General features: G+C 65.7%; 20 protein-coding genes. 7 read left to right on the plus strand and 13 right to left on the minus strand.

Going from position 1 to position 19383, the window contains the following annotated elements; genetic code table 11:
• Positions 1 to 54: 54 nt before the first annotated feature.
• From N7333_RS14155 to N7333_RS14165, 3 genes are all read right to left on the minus strand, one after another.
• Positions 55 to 1461: an aminoacyl-tRNA deacylase and HDOD domain-containing protein gene (locus N7333_RS14155; protein WP_003242565.1), complete on the minus strand. Its 1407-nt coding sequence runs from the start codon at positions 1459 to 1461 to the stop codon at positions 55 to 57.
• 91 nt (positions 1462 to 1552) lie between these two features.
• A complete protein-coding gene (gene recG, locus N7333_RS14160; protein WP_129483678.1) occupies positions 1553 to 3628 on the minus strand; it encodes an ATP-dependent DNA helicase RecG in 2076 nt (691 codons plus the stop codon).
• Positions 3629 to 3636: 8 nt separating this feature from the next.
• Complete coding sequence (locus N7333_RS14165) at positions 3637 to 4566, minus strand: hydrogen peroxide-inducible genes activator (protein WP_003242562.1); 930 nt, start codon at positions 4564 to 4566, stop codon at positions 3637 to 3639.
• Between the two features lie 191 nt (positions 4567 to 4757).
• Between N7333_RS14165 and N7333_RS14170 the strand changes: the two genes are divergently transcribed.
• From N7333_RS14170 to N7333_RS14180, 3 genes are all read left to right on the plus strand, one after another.
• Positions 4758 to 5615 (plus strand): NAD-dependent epimerase/dehydratase family protein, encoded by an 858-nt coding sequence (locus N7333_RS14170; protein WP_012020152.1) that lies wholly within the window; start codon positions 4758 to 4760, stop codon positions 5613 to 5615.
• A gap of 1 nt (position 5616) precedes the next feature.
• Complete coding sequence (locus N7333_RS14175) at positions 5617 to 6417, plus strand: AraC family transcriptional regulator (RefSeq protein WP_129483677.1); 801 nt, start codon at positions 5617 to 5619, stop codon at positions 6415 to 6417.
• Between the two features lie 147 nt (positions 6418 to 6564).
• On the plus strand, positions 6565 to 7182 hold the full coding sequence (locus N7333_RS14180) for a LysE family translocator (RefSeq protein WP_129483676.1): 618 nt from the start codon (positions 6565 to 6567) through the stop codon (positions 7180 to 7182).
• Between the two features lie 38 nt (positions 7183 to 7220).
• Here N7333_RS14180 and N7333_RS14185 read toward each other — a convergent pair whose 3' ends face one another.
• The 6 genes from N7333_RS14185 to N7333_RS14210 all read right to left on the minus strand — a co-directional run bounded on the left by N7333_RS14185 (position 7221) and on the right by N7333_RS14210 (position 12520).
• Positions 7221 to 7946, minus strand: a complete 726-nt coding sequence (locus tag N7333_RS14185; protein ID WP_129483675.1) for a hypothetical protein — start codon at positions 7944 to 7946, stop codon at positions 7221 to 7223.
• A 59-nt stretch (positions 7947 to 8005) separates the two neighbouring features.
• Positions 8006 to 8386 carry a RidA family protein gene (locus tag N7333_RS14190; RefSeq protein WP_003242553.1) on the minus strand — a complete coding sequence of 127 codons (381 nt, stop codon included), beginning with the start codon at positions 8384 to 8386 and terminating at the stop codon, positions 8006 to 8008.
• 68 nt (positions 8387 to 8454) lie between these two features.
• The gene (gene spoT, locus N7333_RS14195) at positions 8455 to 10563 is read right to left on the minus strand and encodes a bifunctional GTP diphosphokinase/guanosine-3',5'-bis pyrophosphate 3'-pyrophosphohydrolase (RefSeq protein WP_129483674.1); all 2109 of its coding nucleotides are present in this window, start codon (positions 10561 to 10563) and stop codon (positions 8455 to 8457) included.
• A gap of 63 nt (positions 10564 to 10626) precedes the next feature.
• Positions 10627 to 10890 carry a DNA-directed RNA polymerase subunit omega gene (gene rpoZ / locus N7333_RS14200; protein WP_003242550.1) on the minus strand — a complete coding sequence of 88 codons (264 nt, stop codon included), beginning with the start codon at positions 10888 to 10890 and terminating at the stop codon, positions 10627 to 10629.
• Positions 10891 to 10984: 94 nt separating this feature from the next.
• The gene (gene gmk, locus N7333_RS14205) at positions 10985 to 11602 is read right to left on the minus strand and encodes a guanylate kinase (protein ID WP_096825235.1); all 618 of its coding nucleotides are present in this window, start codon (positions 11600 to 11602) and stop codon (positions 10985 to 10987) included.
• A 54-nt stretch (positions 11603 to 11656) separates the two neighbouring features.
• Positions 11657 to 12520 carry a YicC/YloC family endoribonuclease gene (locus N7333_RS14210; RefSeq protein WP_129483673.1) on the minus strand — a complete coding sequence of 288 codons (864 nt, stop codon included), beginning with the start codon at positions 12518 to 12520 and terminating at the stop codon, positions 11657 to 11659.
• 189 nt (positions 12521 to 12709) lie between these two features.
• Between N7333_RS14210 and rph the strand changes: the two genes are divergently transcribed.
• Together rph and N7333_RS14220 are read left to right on the plus strand one after the other, a co-directional pair.
• Positions 12710 to 13429, plus strand: coding sequence for a ribonuclease PH (gene rph / locus N7333_RS14215; RefSeq protein ID WP_003242545.1), 720 nt, complete (start codon positions 12710 to 12712; stop codon positions 13427 to 13429).
• 27 nt (positions 13430 to 13456) lie between these two features.
• Positions 13457 to 13828 (plus strand): DUF4870 domain-containing protein, encoded by a 372-nt coding sequence (locus N7333_RS14220; protein ID WP_003242544.1) that lies wholly within the window; start codon positions 13457 to 13459, stop codon positions 13826 to 13828.
• 128 nt (positions 13829 to 13956) lie between these two features.
• On the opposite strand, the gene N7333_RS14225 is transcribed toward N7333_RS14220, so the two are convergent.
• Positions 13957 to 14736 carry an exodeoxyribonuclease III gene (locus N7333_RS14225; protein ID WP_096825238.1) on the minus strand — a complete coding sequence of 260 codons (780 nt, stop codon included), beginning with the start codon at positions 14734 to 14736 and terminating at the stop codon, positions 13957 to 13959.
• 80 nt (positions 14737 to 14816) lie between these two features.
• On the opposite strand from N7333_RS14225, the gene pyrE reads away from it, so the two are divergent.
• Positions 14817 to 15458, plus strand: coding sequence for an orotate phosphoribosyltransferase (gene pyrE, locus N7333_RS14230; RefSeq protein WP_003242540.1), 642 nt, complete (start codon positions 14817 to 14819; stop codon positions 15456 to 15458).
• A gap of 15 nt (positions 15459 to 15473) precedes the next feature.
• The gene (locus N7333_RS14235) at positions 15474 to 16076 is read left to right on the plus strand and encodes a DUF4124 domain-containing protein (RefSeq protein WP_003242538.1); all 603 of its coding nucleotides are present in this window, start codon (positions 15474 to 15476) and stop codon (positions 16074 to 16076) included.
• Positions 16077 to 16088: 12 nt separating this feature from the next.
• Here the strand turns inward: N7333_RS14235 and N7333_RS14240 are convergent, their stop codons facing one another.
• The 3 genes from N7333_RS14240 to algC all read right to left on the minus strand — a co-directional run bounded on the left by N7333_RS14240 (position 16089) and on the right by algC (position 19067).
• The gene (locus N7333_RS14240; protein ID WP_129483672.1) at positions 16089 to 16535 is read right to left on the minus strand and encodes a thioesterase family protein; all 447 of its coding nucleotides are present in this window, start codon (positions 16533 to 16535) and stop codon (positions 16089 to 16091) included.
• A gap of 207 nt (positions 16536 to 16742) precedes the next feature.
• Complete coding sequence (gene argB, locus N7333_RS14245) at positions 16743 to 17648, minus strand: acetylglutamate kinase (protein WP_003242534.1); 906 nt, start codon at positions 17646 to 17648, stop codon at positions 16743 to 16745.
• A gap of 24 nt (positions 17649 to 17672) precedes the next feature.
• The gene (algC, locus tag N7333_RS14250) at positions 17673 to 19067 is read right to left on the minus strand and encodes a phosphomannomutase/phosphoglucomutase (protein ID WP_252576798.1); all 1395 of its coding nucleotides are present in this window, start codon (positions 19065 to 19067) and stop codon (positions 17673 to 17675) included.
• Positions 19068 to 19383 lie beyond the last annotated feature (316 nt).

Raw genomic sequence — 19383 nt, forward strand, 5'->3', positions numbered from 1 at the left:
TCGCGAGCGCAGGTCAGGCGCGAATTCACCGGCGCGACTGGGCAGGTCGCGACCTCAGTGCGGGTGCTGGAACTGCGCCGCCAGCTCACGCAGCGCTACTTCGGCGCTGAGCACCTTGCTCACGGCGTCTTCGGCCTTTTCCCGGCTCAGGCCCAGGGCCTCGAACAGTTCCTCGGGAATCTCCCCCTGCGGCCCGGCGCCGATACCGCGATTGCGCAGCAGGCTCACGGCCAGGCACACCAGATTGGGGAAGGCGGCGTTGTCGCCGGCGTAGCTCGGGTCGTGCTGGAAGCGCAGGCCGGTGGCCAGTTCCTCCGGCATGTCCCAGTGGCGCATCAGCCAGGCGCCGATCTGTTCGCGGGTGATGCCGAGCAGGTGCTGCTCGATATGGCTGGCAGGCAGGTGCGGGTTGACCTCCAGGTGGCGGCAGATCAGCGAGAAGTGCGGCGGGAACACGTGCGCCAGCACCAGATAGCCGAAGTTGTGCAGCAGACCGGCGAGGTAGGTCAGGCCGGCTTCCGGGCGCTGGGCGCGGGGCATGGCGCGGGTCAGGCCTTCGATCACCGCGGCGGTGTAGATCGCCTGTTGCCAGTAGGGCGTGGCGTGCTGCGGCTGGTCCTTGGGCAGGCTGAGGGTCTTGCCCAACGCCAGGCCAAGGGCCAGGTTGATCACCAGGTCGAAGCCCAGCACGCGGACGATGGCATCTTCCACCGAGCGGATCTTGCCGGGCGCGGCGTAATAGGGCGATGCCGCCCAGCTGATCACCTGAGCCGCCAGCGCCGGGTCGGTTTCCACCACGCCGGTGATGTCGTCGACCGTGGCGTTGGGGTCGACCCGCAGCTTGATGATCTTCTGCGCGGTTTCCGGCAGCGGTGGAATCTCGATGGTTTCTTCCAGTCGCTGCTGGATGCGCCGTGCGGTGAAGGCCTGGACCGCCTGGGTGATCTCGGCGCGGTCGTCATCGGGGCGGTCGAGGTTCGGCCGGATCGCCAGCACCGGCTCGCCGAAGCGCGCCGCGCTGGCCTTGCTCAGCAGGCTCTTGTAGGCCTCGGTGGGAATCTCCAGCAGCACGCCGGGCTGACCGGACTCGATCAGCAGGCTGGGCACCTGCAGCAGGCGCTCCTCGTACAGGCAGGGTGAACTGGTCAGCGGCGGCAGGCCAGGCAGCGCGGTCAGGTTGTGCTTGCCGAGCATGCGCTCCAGGCGCTCCGGTTTGACCGCGGTGAGCTGGCGCCCGGTCAGTTCGGCCAGGCGCGCCAGGTCGAGCAACTGGCTGCGCGGATAGAGCACCAGCAGTGCGCCGACCGCGTCATCCACCAGCACGGCCTGCACCCGAGCCGCCGCCGGCAGGCCGGGCACCTCGGTGCGCGCCTGGAAGGGGACGGCGAGTTTTTCCAGCAGCTGCGCGATCACGGCAGGCGGTTGCGCAGAGGCGTTGGGGGCGAGGGCGGCTTCAGTCATATCGGTATCCGGCGTTGGCACATCTGCCCCGGAGTATAACCAGCGGGCATTTGTGCAAAGGTTCGTGGCGACGGTTGTCCTGTGAACAGGTTCACACTTGACCGTATTGCTGGCCGTGACGCAACCAGCGCTCCAGCAATGGAGCCACATGTTGTGGCCAATGTTCCAATAGTGCCTGCGCGGCATCGCGCACGGCGGGCAGCAGGTCGGCGTCGCGCATCAGGTCGGCGACCTTGAATTGCAGCAGACCGGTCTGCCGGGTACCGAGCATTTCCCCGGGACCGCGCAGCTCCAGATCCTTCTCGGCGATGACGAAGCCATCGGTGGTCTCGCGCATGATCGCCAGGCGTTCGCGGCCCAGTTGCGACAATGGCGCGTGATAGAGCAGCACGCAATGACTGGCGGCGCTGCCGCGACCGACCCGGCCGCGCAGCTGGTGCAGCTGGGCCAGGCCCAGGCGCTCGGGGTTCTCGATGATCATCAGGCTGGCGTTGGGCACGTCGACGCCCACCTCGATCACCGTGGTGGCCACCAGCAGCTGCAGGTGGCCCTGCTTGAACTCGTCCATCACCGCGGCCTTCTCGGCCGGTTTCATGCGCCCGTGGATAAGCCCGACGCGCAGCTCGCCGAGCGCGGCGGAGAGCTCCTCGAAGCTGGTTTCCGCGGCCTGGCAGGTGAGCTCCTCGGATTCCTCGATCAGGGTGCACACCCAGTAGGCCTGGCGCCCCTGCTGGCAGGCATTGCGCACCCGCTCGACCACCTCATCGCGGCGGCTGTCGGCGATCACCAGGGTGTTGACCGGCGTGCGCCCTGGCGGCAGTTCATCGAGGATCGAGGTGTCCAGGTCGGCGTAGGCACTCATCGCCAGGGTGCGCGGGATGGGCGTGGCGGTCATGATCAACTGGTGCGGACAGAGGCGGCCGTCGATGCCCTTCTGGCGCAGGGCCAGGCGCTGCTGTACGCCGAAGCGGTGCTGTTCGTCGATGATCACCAGGGCCAGGCGCTTGAACTTCACTTCGTCCTGGAACAGGGCGTGGGTGCCGACCACCATCGGGCAGCCGCCGGCGATCTGTTCCAGGGCTGCTGCGCGGGCCTTGCCCTTGAGCTTGCCGGCCAGCCAGGCGACGTCCAGGCCCAGCGGTGCCAGCCATTTGCTGAAGTTGAGAAAGTGCTGCTCGGCGAGGATCTCGGTGGGCGCCATCAGTGCCACCTGATAGCCTGCTTCCAGCGCCTGCAGGGCGGCCAGCGCGGCGACCACGGTCTTGCCGGCGCCGACATCACCCTGCACCAGGCGCAGCATGGGCTCGCTCTGCGCCAGGTCATAGGCGATCTCGGCGCCTACGCGCTGCTGCGCGCCGGTGGGGGCAAAGCCGAGATTGGCCAGGTACTGTTGCGGCAGCTTCTGCGCTGGCGGCAGGGCTGGCGCCTGCTGCGCACGCACCTGTTCGCGCAGGCGCTGCAGCGATAGCTGATGGGTCAGCAGTTCCTCGAAGGCCAGGCGATGCTGCGCCCAGTGGCGGCCCTCGGCGAGCTCTTCGAGATCGGCGTCCGGCGGCGGCCGGTGCAGGTAGCGAATGGCCTCATCCAGCGGCGCCAGACGATAGTCACGGGCCAGCTCATCGGGCAGCCAGTCCGGCAGGCTGCGTGGGCCGAGACGCGCCAGTGCCTGCTGGCTGAGCTGACGCAGGCGCTGCTGGGTCAGGCCTTCGGTGGTCGGGTAGATGGGCGTCAGGCTCTGCTCCACCGGAGCCGGCTCGTCGCCGCTCTGCGCGCGGTATTCCGGGTGGTAGATCTCCAGGCCGGTGGCGCCGGGGCGGACTTCACCGTAACAGCGCAGAGCGGTGCCGCGTTTGAGCCCTTCCTTCTGCGCCTGGCTGAAGTGGAAGAAGCGCAGGCTCAGCGTGCCGCTGCCATCCTGCAGGCGCACCAGCAGGCTGCGCCGCCGGCCCATGACCACGTCGGCACCGGCGACGATGCCCTCGACCACCGCATCCTGCCCCGGGCGCAGCGCGCCAATGGGGGTGATGCGGGTGCGATCCTGGTAGCGCAGCGGCAGGTGGAACAGCACGTCCTGCAGGTTTTCCAGGCCGACCTTGGCCAGTTTCTCGGCCAGGGCGGCGCCTACGCCTTTGAGCGCAGTGACGGAAACCGCTGCCAGCTCGCTCACCTCTGGCCTCAGACTGCCTTGGTCTGCGGGCTGCGGGCGACCGAGCAGAGGCGGATCGAGTCGGCCAGCACTTCGATGGCGTTGGGCCGCGGGAAGCTGGCGCGCCAGGCAATGGCCACGGTACGGAACGGCACCGGTGCGCTGAGCGGACGTACTTCGATCACGCCCGGCGCATAGTGGTGGCTGTCCACCGCCGAGAACGGCAGGATCGACACGCCCAGGCCGGAGGCGACCATATGGCGGATGGTTTCCAGCGAGCTGGATTCCACCGTGGTGTGCTTGCCGTGATCGTCACCGCCCTTGCGCAGGGTCGGGCAGGCTTCCAGCACCTGATCGCGGAAGCAGTGGCCCTCGCCGAGCAGCAGCAGGCTCTTGTCGTTGAGCAGCTTGGTGTCGATGGTGTCCAGCGCTGCCCAGGGGTGGCCGGCCGGCAGCAGCGCGTAGAAGGGCTCGTCGTACAGCGGCTTGGTCAGCACATCGGCTTCCTGGAAGGGCAGGGCGATGATGATGGCGTCCAGCTCGCCGGTGCGCAGCTTGTCGCGCAGGATGTGGGTGAAGTTTTCCTCGATGTACAGCGGCATGTCCGGGGCGACCCGGTGCAGCTGCGGAATCAGGTGCGGGAACAGATAGGGGCCGACGGTGTAGATGGCGCCGATCTTCAGCGGGGCGGTCAGCTGGTTCTTGCCGGCCTGGGCCAGCTCGCGAATGCCCTGGGCCTGCTCCAGCACCTTCTGCGCCTGGGTGACGATGCCCTCACCGACCGGGGTCAGGCGCACGGCGCTCTTGCTGCGCTCGAAGATCAGTACGCCGAGCTCGTCCTCCAGCTTCTTCACGCCCACCGACAGGGTCGGCTGGCTGACGTGGCAGCGTTCCGCGGCGCGGCCGAAATGCTGTTCCTGGGCGAGGGTGACGATGTAGCGCAGTTCGGTGAGGGTCATAGTGTTTATCCATTAAGTTGCCGCCAAGCATAGCCTTTGCAAACAGATGAACCAACCGCGCTAACAGGCTGTTGCAAAACTATCTCGATTTAGGCTGATACGGCGCTCTCCGTCCTGTAATCGATGCCGCCGCTGACGGCCTCAAGCGGCCTGTTACACTGCGCCGTCGCATAACAGTCATGGAGAACGGCATGTCGGAATGCAACAGCCTGCTGATCGCCGGGTGTGGCGATGTCGGTACCCGTCTTGGCCTGCGCATGGCCGAGCAGGGCTGGCGCGTGCTGGGCCTGCGCCGCAATGTGGCCGCGCTGCCGGCCGCCATCGAGCCGCTGGCCGGCGATCTGCAGGCCGACGCCTGTCCCGCGGATTGGCCGCAGGGACAGCTGGACTATCTGGTGTACTGCGCCGCCGCCACCCAGCACGATGAAGCCGGCTACCGCGCGGCCTATGTCGACGGCCTGCGCCGCGTGCTGGGCTGGCTGGGGCAGCATGGTCAGCGACCGCGGCGCATCCTGTTCGCCTCCAGCAGCGGCGTTTACGGGCAGCAGGAGGGCGAGTGGATCGACGAGGACTCTGCCGCCGAAGCGCAAAGCTTTTCCGCCGTGATCATGCGCGAGGCCGAACGTGTGGCGTTCGCCAGCGGCCTGCCGGCCACCACGGTGCGCCTGACCGGGCTCTACGGACCGGGGCGCGAATGGCTGCTGAGCCAGGTGCGCGGTGGCTATCGGGTCAGCGAGACGCCACCGCTGTACGGCAACCGCATTCATGTCGATGACGCAGCGGGGCTGCTCGCCACGCTGTTGCAGGCGGACGCCGCCGGCGTGCCCCTGGCTGCTTGCTACCTTGGGGTGGACGACGAGCCGGCGCCGCTGCACGAGGTGGTGGCCTGGTTGCGCGAACGCCTGGGCGTCAGCCACTGGAGCGATGAGCAGCGCGTGCGCCGCGCCGGCAGCAAGCGTTGCAGCAATGCCCGCGCCCGCGCTTTGGGGTGGGCGCCGCAGTATCCCAGCTATCGCGAGGGTTATGCGGCGATCCTCGCCGGGGGCTGAGATGGATGCCAACCGCCTGCTGGCCAAACCCTGGCTGCCGGGAGTCGAGCTGTTCCATGCCGACTTCTCCGGGCAGGCGTTCGGCCGTCACAGTCACGATGCCTTTGCCATCGGCGGTATCGTGCAGGGTGTCGGCGGTTACCAGTGCCGTGGTCAGCGCTATGCGCTGCCTGCCGGAACCTTGTCGCTGATGAATCCCGAGGAGCCGCATACCGGGCATGCCGAGTCGCCGCGCGTGGTGTATCGCATGCTCTATGTCGAGGAGTCGCGGCTGCCGGCGCTGCTCGGGCGCAAGCGCCTGCCCAATGGCTTCAGCACGCTCAACCCGCATGACGACGGCCAGGTCTTGGCAGGCCTGGCGCGTCTGGCGGGCGAGTTCGAGCGGGGCGATGCGCTGGCGCTGGAGAGCGAACTGCTGGCCCTGTTGGAGCTGGTATTCGTCCGCCACGGCGGCTTGCGCGAGGCGCGCCCGGCATTTCGCGACAGCGGGGTGACGGCGTACCTGCGTGATTACCTGGAAGCGCATTACGCCGAGGCCGTCAGTCTGGAGCAGCTGGCCGCATTGGTGCAGCGTCATCCACGCCACCTGATCGACGCCTTCCGCCGTGCCTATGGCGTGCCGCCGCATACCTACCTGCTGCAGCGCCGGGTGCGTGAGGCCAAGCGCAGGTTGCTGCAGGGCCAGGCGCTGGCCGATGTCGCGCTGGACCTGGGGTTCTATGACCAGGCGCATTTCAACGGCGTGTTCCGCCGCTTCACCGGGGTCACTCCAGGCCGTTTTCGCGTGCTGGCGCAAGCCTGATGCGGCGTGGTTGCGGCATCGGTGTGCAGCTCCAGCGCCTCATGGTGCAGGGCTGAACAGCCTCGCTGCGACACTGGTGAGCCTGACTTTCTTCCAATACAGCACTGCCGGCAGTTGTCGACACTGCCTCCGCCAAACGGAGGTTTCATGTTCGCGCTGTTTCTGCTGGTTGCCGGTACTCATTTCGCGGCCTTGCTGTCGCCGGGTCCGGACTTCTTTCTGCTGATTCGCACCGCGCTGGCCAAAGGCCGGCGCCAGGCCGACGGTTGTGCCTGCGGCATCGCCCTGGCCAACCTGCTGATCATGCTGCTGGTGCTGCTCGTCATGGCGTTGTTACCCGCCGAGGGCAGTTGGCTGTGGCGCGGCCTGCAGGTCGTCGGCGGGCTGTACTTCGCCTGGATCGGTCTGCAGGCGCTGGCCTCGCGGCGGGATCTGGTCCTGCCGCAGGGCGAGCAGCTGCGGCTGGGCGGGGTGTGGAAGGGCATGCGCCAGGGCCTGCTGTCCTGCAGTCTCAATCCCAAGGTGCCGCTGTTCTATGCCGGGCTGTTCGGGGTGCTGCGCGAATCGGCGATGCCGGCCTGGGGGTTGGGCCTGGCAATGCTGTGGATGACCCTGGTGGTGCTGTTCTGGGATCTGGCGCTGGTGCGCCTGCTCGATCAGGCACGCTGGCGCGGCTGGTTGCAGCGTCGCGTGCGCTGGCTGGACCGTGGCTGCGGCGGCCTGTTGCTGGCGCTGGGCGGCTGGCTGTTGCTGGGGGCGCTGTAGCGCGGCGCCGCTCCGGCTGGAGGTCGGCGCCTGCCGAATCAGCGGCGCTTGAGCAGCCAGCGCTGCGGACCGGGCTGGTACTCGGGCATCTCGTCGAACTGGGCGCGGTTCTGCGCTTCGAAGATGCGCAGCTGATTGCCCTCATGCACGAACAGCCAGGGGCTGCCCTGGTCGCCGGCCTGCAGCCAGAGGCTGTCATGCTCGCCGCTCATGGCCGCGCAATCGCCAGCCAGGCACAGGGCGAAGCGTTCGGCGCCGGGCAAACCCTGCACCTGGCCGTCGCTGTTGAAACGCACCAGGCCGCCCTGGCCGAGCCCTTCGACGATCAGCCAGTCGCCGCCGAGATAGTCGCGATACAGCGCCTGTTCGAAGCTACTGCCCAGCGGTTTGGTTTCGTCGGGGGCGCGGGCAAAGTGCTGCTCGGGCCAGTAGCCGCTGGCGATCTGCACCAGCTCACCGTTCTGAATGGCGAGTTGCTCCTTGTAGTCGCCGTAGAAGGTCACCTGCCAGCGGCTTTCGCCGGCCGCTTGCAGGCGGCCCTCGGCCAGTTCGAAGCCGTTGCTGTAGCTGGCCTGCTGCCGCTCCGGGTGGATCTGCCATTCGAGGTTCGGGCCGTAGGCGAGCAGCGCTTCGCGCAGGCGACCACTCTCGCGCGCGGCATCGATGGCCGCCTGGTTGATCCAAGTACCGCTGGGGTCGTTGCTCGGTTTGCTGGCGCAACCGGCCAGGAGGGTGCTGCATAGCAGCAGGGCGATCAGGCGCATGGTCGTCTCCATGCCGGCAGGGAGGGGAAGAGGGCGGGGCGTTTGCCCCGCCGCAGGACTTATTCGAGTACCAGAATAGCGTCCATTTCCACCTGCGCGCCGCGCGGCAGCGCAGCGACGCCAATGGCGGCGCGGGCCGGGTAGGGCTGCTCGAAGTAGCGGCCCATGATCTCGTTGACCTTGGCGAAGTGCGACAGGTCGGTGAGGAAGATGTTCAGCTTGACGATGTCCTTGAACGAACCGCCGGCCGCTTCGGCCACGGCCTTGAGGTTCTCGAACACCTGTACGGTCTGCGCTTCGAAGCCTTCGACCAGCTCCATGCTCACCGGGTCCAGCGGGATCTGGCCGGACATGTAGACGGTATTGCCGGCCTTGATCGCCTGGGAGTAGGTGCCGATGGCGGCTGGGGCCTTGTCGCTGGTGATGACGGTCTTGCTCATGAATCGCTCCTTGTGAGAACTGGCTGGATCGAGCGCCCAGCCTACAGCATCGAAATAGGGGAATTGTGTCAGGCGCGTACTCGGGTGATACGCATCACGCCCTTGATCGCGCGCAGCCTCTTGATCACGCGAGCCAGGTGGACGCGGTCATGCACGCTGATCACCAGCTGTACCACGCTGATCCGGCCGTCGCGCTCGTCCATGCCGATCTTCTCGATGTTGCCATCGGCGGCGTTGACGCTGCTGGCCAGCAGGGCGATCAGGCCGCGCTGGTGCTCCAGCTCGACGCGCAGTTCGACATTGAATTCGCCGGCGACATCCTTGGCCCAGTTGAGCTGGATGCATTTCTCCGGGTTGTGGCGGATTTCGCTGATGTTGCGGCAGCTTTCCAGGTGCACCACCATGCCCTTGCCGGCCGACAGGTGGCCGACGATGGGGTCGCCCGGAATCGGCGTGCAGCACTTGGCGTAGCTCAGTACCAGGCCTTCGGTGCCGCGAATGGCCAGCGGGCCTTCGCTGCTCGGCAGGGCCTCGCCACTTTCGGCCAGCAGGCGACGGGCGACTACGTAGGCCATGCGGTTGCCCAGGCCGATATCCTCCAGCAGATCCTCGATCACTTCCTGGCGGTATTCGCCGAGCACAGCTTGTACGCGCTCGGGGGCAATCTTCTCCAGGTGCGTATCGAAGCTGGCCAGCACCTTGTTCAGCAGGCGTTCGCCGAGGCTGATGGATTCGGAACGGCGCTGCTGCTTGAGGGCATGGCGGATGTGCGTGCGCGCCTTGCCGGTGACCACAAAGTTGAGCCAGGCCGGATTCGGCCGGGCGCCCGGCGCGGTGACGATTTCCACCGTCGAGCCGCTTTCCAGCGCCTGTGACAGCGGTGCCAGGCGGCGGTTGATGCGGCAGGCGATGCAGGTATTGCCGACGTCGGTATGCACCGCGTAGGCGAAGTCGACCGCGGTGGAGCCTTTCGGCAGCTCCATGATGCGGCCCTTGGGCGTGAACACGTAGACCTCGTCCGGGAACAGGTCGATCTTCACGCTTTCGATGAATTCCAGCGAATTGCCGGCGCGCTGCTGCAGTTCCAGCACACCCTTGACCCACTGCCGTGCACGGGCATGGTTGCCCTTGGGCACTTCATCCTCGTTGGACTTGTACAGCCAGTGCGCGGCGATGCCGTTGTTGGCCATCTCTTCCATCTCGCGGGTGCGGATCTGGATCTCGATGGGCACGCCGTGCATGCCGAACAGCGTGGTGTGCAGCGACTGGTAGCCGTTGGCCTTGGGAATCGCGATGTAGTCCTTGAAGCGACCCGGCAGTGGTTTGTACAGGTTGTGCACGGCGCCGAGCACGCGGTAGCAGGTGTCGACCTTGTCGACGATGATGCGGAAGGCGTAGACGTCCATGATCTCGTTGAACGCCTTACGCTTGCCGCGCATCTTCTGGTAGATGCTGTACAGGTGCTTCTCGCGGCCGATCACTTCGCCTTCCATGCCCTCGCGCTGCAGGCACATCTGGATCGATTCCTCGATCTTGGCCACGATCTCCTTGCGGTTGCCCCGAGCGCGGCGCACGGCGGCGCGGATGCGCTCGGAGCGCATCGGGTGCATGGCCTTGAAGCCCAGGTCCTCGAATTCCACGCGCATGTTGTGCATGCCCAGGCGGTTGGCGATGGGCGCGTAGATTTCCAGGGTTTCCTTGGCGATGCGCCGGCTCTTCTCGTGCGGCATGGCATCGAGGGTGCGCATGTTGTGCAGGCGGTCGGCGAGCTTGACCAGGATCACGCGGATGTCGCGGGCCATGGCCATGGCCATCTTCTGGAAGTTCTCGGCCTGCGCCTCGGCCTTGGTCTCGAAGTTCATCTGGGTCAGCTTGCTGACCCCGTCGACCAGTTCGGCCACGGTTTCGCCGAACTGCGCGTTGAGCGCTTCCTTGGCGATGCCGGTGTCTTCGATGACGTCGTGCAACATGGCGGCCATCAGGCTCTGATGATCCATGTGCATGTCGGCGAGGATGCTGGCCACGGCCAGCGGATGGGTCACGTAGGCCTCGCCGCTGCGGCGGCGTTGGCCATCGTGCGCCTGTTCGGCGTAGAAGTAGGCGCGGCGGACCAGGTTGACCTGGTCATGGCCGAGGTAGGTCGAAAGCCGATCGGCGAGAGCATCTATGCCGGCCATGGGATGCTCCCTTGCTGACCGGTTTGGCTACGCCTCGAGCGACTTCGACCCGGCTTCATCGACTTACAGAGGCTCGTTGGCCTCTTCCTCGAAGGCGGCGAACAGCGGTTCTTCTTCGACGATGTCTTCCTGGGCGACCACTTCGTAGTCCACCAGGCCGGCAGCGATTTCGCGCAGGGCCACCACGGTGGGCTTGTCGTTTTCCCAGGCCACTTTCGGCTCTTTGCCGCCGGTGGCCAGCTGGCGCGAACGCTTGGTCGCGAGCATGACCAGTTCGAAGCGGTTATCAACGTTGTCCAGGCAATCTTCGACGGTAACGCGAGCCATGGTGTTCCTCGTAACTTGTGCGGATAAGCTTGGCCCGAGTGGGCGAGCGGACTGAATAGTCTAAAAAATCACCAGCGACAATGGAAGCGCTGTTTTACGCCAGCAGTTCGCTGAGCAGGCCGGCATGGCGCTGCTGTTGCTGCGTCTGCGACAACTGGTTGCTGCGAAAGATGGCTTTCAGGTCGCTCAGGGCGTGGTTGAAGTCGTCGTTGATCACCAGGTAGTCGTACTCGACGTAGTGGCTCATCTCGCTGACCGCCTCGCGCATGCGCCGCTCGATGATCTCGCCGCTGTCCTGGCCGCGGTGGGTCAGGCGATGGCGCAGGGCTTCCTGGGTCGGCGGCAGGATGAAGATGGACTTGGCCTGCGGCATCAGTTTGCGCACCTGCTGTGCGCCCTGCCAGTCGATCTCGAGGATCAGGTCGAAGCCCTCGGCCAGGGTCTGCTCGACCCACTTCTGCGAGGTGCCGTAGAAGTTGTCGAAGACCTGGGCATGCTCGAGGAACTCGCTGCGCTCGATCATGGCACTGAACTGCGCGTGGTCGACGAAGTGGTAGTTGACCCCGTCCACCTCGCCCGGGCGCATGGCGCGGGTGGTGTGCGAAACCGAGACGCGGATCTGCGGCTCGCTGTCGATCAGGGCCTTGACCAGGCTGGTCTTGCCGGCGCCGGAGGGTGCGGAAATGATGTAGAGGGTGCCGGTTGTGGCCATGAAAAGGATCCTGGGAAAAGCATTGAACGAAAGATAGCAGCCGTCTGGCTGGCGTTACTCGATATTCTGCACCTGCTCGCGCATCTGCTCGATCAGCACCTTGAGGTTGACCGCGGCCTGGGTGCTGCGCGGGTCGAACGCCTTGGAGCCGAGGGTATTGGCTTCGCGGTTGAGCTCCTGCATCAGGAAGTCCAGGCGCCGCCCGGCAGCGCCCCCGGCCTTGAGCACGCGACGCACCTCGCCGACGTGGGTGCTCAGGCGATCGAGCTCCTCGGCCACGTCGCTCTTCTGCGCCAGCAGCACCAGCTCCTGCTCCAGGCGCTGCGGGTCGAGTTCGGCCTGCATCTCGGCGAAGCGGGTTTCGATCTTCTGGCGTTGCCCGGCAAGCATCTGCGGCACCAGTTCGCGCAGGGCGGCGACTTCGTCGAGGATGGCGTCCAGGCGGTCGTTGAGCAGTTTGGCCAGCTCGGCACCTTCACGGGCACGACCGGCCTTGAGCTCGCCGAGGGCCTGGTCGAACAGCTTCAGCGCGGCGGCGTTGAGCGCCTGCGGGTCGGCCGAGTCGGCCACCAGCACGCCGGGCCAGGCCAGCACTTCCAGCGGGTTGAGCGGCGCCGGTTGCTGGATCAGCGCGGCGACCTGCTCGGCGGCGGCGATCAGTTGGCGGGCGCGCTCGCTGTCGACCTGCAGCGGCTTGCCGGCGGTTTCCTCGGCGAAGCGCAGGGTGCACTCCACCTTGCCGCGTGACAGCCCCTGACGCAGGGCTTCACGCACCGCGCCCTCGAGGTCACGGAAGGCTTCCGGCAGGCGCAGGTGCGGTTCCAGGTAACGATGGTTGACCGAGCGCAGCTCCCAGCTCAGGGTGCCGTGGGCGGTCGCCTGCTCGTTGCGGGCAAAGGCCGTCATGCTGTGAACCATCGGATACCTCAGGGGAAATCGGCTCGAAAGGTCGGCGATTGTAGCTCAGCGGGCCTGCCCTTTTCATTCGCCGGTGCTCGAGTGACTGGAACGGCTATTACGTCGGCCATGGCCAATTCGTCGTGTCGCCCCGCCCGGTGGCCCCCTATAATGCGGATTGTTTTCCTTAGACGAAGTAGGTATCGCTCGATGAAACGTCCCAGTGGCCGCGCCGCCGATCAGTTGCGCCCGATCCGCATCACTCGCAACTACACCAAGCACGCCGAGGGTTCGGTACTGGTCGAGTTCGGCGATACCAAGGTGATCTGCACCGTCAGCGTCGAGACCGGTGTGCCGCGCTTTCTCAAGGGCCAGGGTCAGGGCTGGCTGACCGCCGAGTACGGCATGCTGCCGCGCGCCACCGGCGAGCGTAACCAGCGCGAGGCCAGCCGTGGCAAGCAGGGCGGTCGTACCCTGGAGATCCAGCGTCTGATCGGCCGTTCGCTGCGCGCTGCGCTGGACATGACCAAGCTGGGTGAGAACACCCTGTACGTCGACTGCGACGTGATCCAGGCCGACGGCGGCACCCGTACCGCGTCCATCACCGGCGCCATGGTGGCGCTGATCGACGCGCTGAAGGTGCTGAAGAAGCGTGGCGCGCTCAAGGGCGAGCCGCTCAAGCAGATGATCGCCGCGGTATCGGTCGGCATCTATCAGGGCGAGCCGGTGCTGGATCTGGATTACCTGGAAGACTCCGCCGCCGAGACCGACCTCAACGTGGTCATGACCAACGCCGGCGGTTTCATCGAAGTGCAGGGCACCGCCGAAGGCGCGCCGTTCCAGCCCGACGAGTTCAACGCCATGCTGGCGTTGGCGCAGAAGGGCATGAACGAGATTTTCGAGCTGCAGCAGGCCGCTCTGGCCGACTGAACATTCCCCCGAGCAAGGAGCACCACCATGAGTGACGACGTGCAAAATCCGCTTCCAACGCCCAGTCCGGAAGCCCGGCAGTGGGCGATGTTCTGCCACTTCGCGGCGTTTCTCGGGCTGGTGTTCCCGTTCGGCAACCTGCTGGGGCCGCTGATCGTCTGGCAGATCAAGAAGGACCTCGACCCCTTCGTCGATGCCCAGGGCAAGGAGGCGCTGAACTTTCAGATCAGCGTGGCGCTGGCAGCGATCGTCTGCTTCATCCTGATGGTGGTGATCATCGGCTTCCCGCTGCTGGTGCTGCTGGGTATCGCCGCGCTGGTGCTGACCATCATCGCCGGGATCAAGGCCAACGAAGGCCAGGCTTATCGCTATCCCTTCGCCTGGCGTCTGGTGAAGTAGCCGGCGACAGGTACAAAAAAACGCCGGGAGCGTTTTTTGACGTCGCTTGCGACGGCCCGCAGGGTGGCCGCCAGGGATGGCAGGCCAGAAAAAAGCCGGCGCGATGCCGGCTTTTTTCTAGCGGTCGATCAGACGCTGAGAATCCAGTCGTAGTCGACGATCAGCGGCGCATGCTGGGAGAAGCGCGGCTGGCGCGGCAGGCGTGCGCTGCGCACGCTGCGGCGCATGCCGGGCGTGAGCAACTGGTAGTCGAAGCGATAGCCCAGGTTGAGCATCTCCGCCTGCTCGTTGTCCGGCCACCAGCTGAACTGGTCGCCTTCGCGGCTGACTTCGCGCAGGGCGTCGACATAGCCCATGTTGCCGACCACCTCGTCCATCCATGCGCGTTCGGGCGCGAGGAAGCCGGGTGATTGCTGGCAGTCGCGCCAGTTCTTCACGTCCAGTTTCTGATGCGCCACGTGCAGCGAGCCACAGTAGATGTACTCGCGGCGCTTGCGCCGTTGCTTGTCCAGATAATGGGTGAAGTCGTCCATGAACTTGAATTTCTGATTCAAGCTCTCGTCGCCGTCCCGCCCGCTCGGCAGGAGCAGGCTGGCGATACTTACCTTGTCGAAATCTGCCTGCAGGTAGCGCCCGTAGCGATCGGCCATCTCGAAGCCGAGGCCGCTGATCACCGCCTTGGGTTGCAAACGCGAATAGAGTGCCACGCCACCTTGGCTGGGCACTTCACCATCGCATGCATAGAGGAAATAACCATCCAGTTGGAAGGCTTGGTCGTCCATTTCAAAGGCGGAGGCACGGGTGTCTTGCAGGCAGATCACGTCGGCATTCTGGGCTTGCAGCCAGCTGAGCAATCCTCGCTCGGCCGCAGCCTGAATACCATTCACGTTCACACTGATGATCCGCATAAATGGCCCCCAAAAACACGTGCGTGTATGATACCCGAGCTCACCTCAATTAGCTAAATCCGTGCCGTCCGGGACTTTTCATGCAAGCGTATCAGCGCGATTTCATTCGCTTTGCCATCGAACGCGGTGTTCTGCGTTTTGGCCAGTTCACCCTCAAGTCCGGGCGCACCAGCCCCTATTTCTTCAATGCCGGCCTGTTCGACAGTGGCCTGGCGCTGGCCCAGCTGGGGCGTTTCTATGCGGCTGCCATCGTCGACAGCGGCATCGACTTCGATGTGCTGTTCGGCCCGGCCTACAAGGGCATTCCGCTGGCCGCGACCACTGCGGTGGCGCTGGCTGAGCACCACGGTCGCGATCTGCCCTGGTGCTTCAACCGCAAGGAAGCCAAGGACCACGGCGAGGGCGGCACCCTGGTCGGCGCTCCGCTCAAGGGCCGTGTGCTGATCGTCGATGACGTGATCACCGCCGGCACCGCCATTCGCGAAGTGATGCAGATCATCCAGGGCCAGGGCGCTCAGGCGGCCGGTACCCTGATCGCGCTGAACCGTCAGGAGCGCGGGCAGGGCGAGCTTTCCGCCATTCAGGAAGTCGAGCGCGACTTCGGCATGCCGGTAGTGAGCATCGTGTCACTGCAGCAGGTACTGGAATATCTGGCGGGGGATGCTGAACTGAAGCAATATCTCCCGGCTGTCGAAGCCTATCGCGCCGAGTACGGAATCTAGCCCAAGGTAGCCCCTATGCCTGCACCGCTCCTGACCCGTTGTACGCTGCTGCTTGGTCTGCTGCTGCCGTTGTCCGGGTCGGCTGCGGAGCTGTATCGCTACGTCGACGACAAGGGCGTGACGGTGCTCAGCCGCCAGGGTGTGCCGCCCGAGTTCATCGGCAAGGGTTATGAGGTGCTCAACGATCAGGGCCGTGTGCTGCGGGTCATCCCGCCGGCCCCGACGCCCGAAGAGTTCGCCCGCATGCAGGCGGACAAGGCGCGCGCCAGCAACGATGCGCAGCTGCTGCGTCTGTATACCAATCTCGACGATGTCGACCGTGCGCGCGAGCGCAAGCTGGCTGAGCTCGATGGCGTCACCAGCGTCGCCCGCGGCAACCTGCAGTCGGTGCGTACCCAGCAGGCCAACCTGCAGAGCCAGGCCGCCGAGCATGAGCGGGCCGGGCGCCAGGTGCCCGAACACCTGCTGGCGCAGATCAACAACCTCAAGGAAGAACAGCAGCGGCTGATGCGCGACATTGCCCGCTATCGCGAGGCCCGCACCCAGGCCGAGGCCGACTTCGCCGCCGACCGCGCACGTCTGGCCGAGCTGTTTGGCGAACCCCAGGCCAAGCCGTAACCCCCTGGCGCCTCAGCTCTGCGGCGCCACCCGCTCGAATCCCAGAATCTTCTCTCTCAGCCAGTTCGGCAGTGGCGCGCTGCTGCGCGTGGCGCCGTCGGCGTGCACGTAGACGATCTCGCCGCTGGTCAGCAACTCGCCGTCGCGCCAGATGCCGAGGGCGAAGGTCAGGCTGGAGCGGCCGAGCCGTGCACTGCGAATGCCGATCTGCAACTGCTCGTCGAAACGTGCCGGGGCCCGGTATTCCAGCAGGGTGCGGATGGCGAAGAAGTCGCCGCCATCCGTTGCCAGGTCGCCGGGATAGGCGACGCCGAGGGCGCGGAAATATTCGGTGATGGCGACGTCCGCGTAGGTCAGGTAATGGCCGTTGAAGACGATGCTTTGCGGGTCGACCTCGGCCCAGCGCACCCGCAGGGGGTGGAAGAAGCTGAACTGGCTGAGTTCGGGCAGGCTGCTCATGGGCGTTCCTTGATGAAGGTGGCCTGGCGAGCGTGCATCCTGAGGAGGATTGCGGCAAGCGCGAGTCGCCGTGCCGATGGGCTGCGATAAGCCCGCTCGATGGTCGGCGTCATCTCGTAGGTGCGCCGTGCGCACCGGTTTGCCGGTGCGCTTGCAATACCCTCTCCCGGGGGAGAGGGTCATCAGATGGCCGCGTAGCGGCCGCCGTTAATGGCGCTTGCGGTTGGTGATCAGGGTGCCGACGCCGCTGTCGGTGAAGATTTCCAGCAGCACCGCGTTGGGTACGCGACCGTCAACGATATGCGCGCTGTGCACGCCGCCCTGCACCGCTTCCAGGGCGCAGCGGATCTTCGGCAGCATGCCGCCGTAAATGGTGCCGTCGGCGATCAGGCCGTCGACCTGCTCGGTGGTCAGCCCGGTGAGCACTTCGCCCTGCTTGTCCAGCAGGCCGGCGATGTTGGTCAGCAGCATCAGCTTCTCGGCCTTCAGCGCTTCGGCCACCTTGCCGGCCACCAGGTCGGCGTTGATGTTGTACGACTCGCCGTCCGGGCCGACGCCGATGGGCGCGATGACCGGAATGAAATCGCCCTGCACCAGCATGTTGAGCAGCTCGGTGTTGACCCCGGTAACCTCGCCGACATGACCGATGTCGATGATTTCCGGCTGGGTCATTTCCGGCGTCTGACGGGTGACCTTGAGCTTCTTCGCGCGGATCAGGCCGGCGTCCTTGCCGGTCAGGCCGATGGCGCTGCCACCGTGCTGGTTGATCAGGTTGACGATGCTCTTGTTGACCTGGCCGCCGAGGACCATCTCCACCACGTCCATGGTGGCGGTGTCGGTGACGCGCATGCCGTCGATGAAATGGCTCTCGATGGACAGGCGCTTGAGCAGGTCGCCGATCTGCGGACCGCCGCCGTGTACCACCACCGGGTTGATGCCCACCGCCTTCATCAGCACGATGTCGCGGGCGAAGCCCTGCTTGAGTTCCTCGCTTTCCATGGCGTTGCCGCCGTACTTGATCACCAGGGTCTTGCCGACGAAGCGGCGAATGTAAGGCAGGGCTTCGGACAGTACCTTGGCAACCTGGGCGGCGGCGTCACGCTCGAGGGTCATGCGGGGGCTCCTGGAACAAATCGGTCAAAAGGGCAGTTGCAGATCGGGGGCGACCTTGAGCAGCTGGTTGCGGAACACGTCCTGGATACGCTCCAGTTCCTCCTGGGTGTCGGCCTCGAAGCGCAGCACCAGCACCGGCGTGGTGTTGGAGGCGCGGATCAGGCCCCAGCCCTTGGGATAGTCGACGCGCACGCCATCGATGCTGGTGAGGTTGGCTTCGCCCCACTGACCCTCGCGCTGCAGGCGCTCGATCAGCGGGAACTTGCTCTGCTCGGTCACCTGGATGTTGATTTCCGGGGTGGAGATGTCGCTGGGGAAGGCGCTGAACACCTGCTCGGCGTTGCGCTTGTCCAGGCTGAGAATTTCTAGCAGACGGGCGGCGCTGTAGATGCCGTCGTCGAAGCCGTACCAGCGCTCCTTGAAGAAGATGTGGCCGCTCATCTCGCCGGCCAGCAGCGCGCCGGTTTCCTTCATCTTCTTCTTGATCAGCGAATGGCCGGTCTTCCACATCACCGGGCGGCCGCCGTAGCCGCTGATCAGCGGAGTCAGGCGACGGGTGCATTTGACGTCGAAGATGATGTCGGCGCCCGGGTTGCGCGATACCACGTCCTTGGCGAACAGCATCAGCAGGCGATCGGGGTAGACGATGTTGCCGGTGTTGGTCACCACGCCGACGCGGTCGCCGTCGCCGTCGAAGGCCAGGCCGAGGTCGGCGTTCTCGGCTTTCACGCGGGCGATCAGATCGACCAGGTTCTCCGGCTTGCCCGGGTCCGGGTGGTGATTGGGGAAGGTGCCGTCCACTTCGCAGAACAGTGGGATGACGCTGCAGCCCAGCGCCTCGATCAGTTGCGGGGCGATCACGCCGGCCGCGCCATTGCCGCAATCGACCACCACCTTGAGCGGCTTGGCCAGGGCGATGTCGTCACGGATGGTCTTGAAGTAGCGCTGCAGCACGTCGACCTGCTGCACGTTGCCGACGCCCGTGGCCAGGTCGTTGTTGTCCAGGCGGGTCTTCAACGCCTGGATCTGCTCGTTGGCCAGGGTGTCGCCGGCGATGATGATCTTGAAGCCGTTGTAGTCCGGCGGGTTGTGGCTGCCGGTCAGCATCACGGCCGAACGGCCCTCCAGTACGTTGGCGGCGAAGTACGCCACGGGGGTCGGCACCATGCCGATGTCGGTGACCTCGCAGCCGCAGTCGAGCAGGCCCTGTACCAGTTGTTGCAGCAGTTCGGGGCCGGACAGACGACCGTCGCGGCCGACGATGACCTTGGGTTCGCCCTGAGCCAGGCTCTGCGAACCGATGGCGCGGCCGATCCAGTAGGCGTATTCGGCGGTCAGGGTATCGCCCACCACGCCACGGATGTCATAGGCGCGGAAAATGTCGGCGGGAAGTTTCGGGACGCTTTGGCTAGTAGTCATTGCGGGGCTCTGCTCCAGTCCCAGGAGATCCTGGTCTTCATCGAGAATGTCGATATCGAGGATATCGGTGTCCTGGAACAGCGGGTCTACCAGCTCGGCAGGCTTGGGGGCTGGCTGAGTGGTGGGGGCCGCGACTGTTCCTTTCGCGGGGGTACTGCTGGTGCCTTCTGCGCCGTTACGGCGTGGCAGGCGTGCCAGGCTCTGGGCCAGACCATTGAGGGCCGGGAGGCTCAGGCTGAAGGCTTTGACGTTTTTACCCGCAGAGAGTTCTTTGAGCATTTGCCCCAGTTGCTGCGCGTCACTGTTTACCCGCCGC

It is taken from the genome of Pseudomonas sp. GD04158 (genome assembly GCF_029834875.1).
In the GTDB taxonomy this organism is placed as follows: Bacteria; Pseudomonadota; Gammaproteobacteria; order Pseudomonadales; family Pseudomonadaceae; genus Aquipseudomonas; species Aquipseudomonas hydrolytica.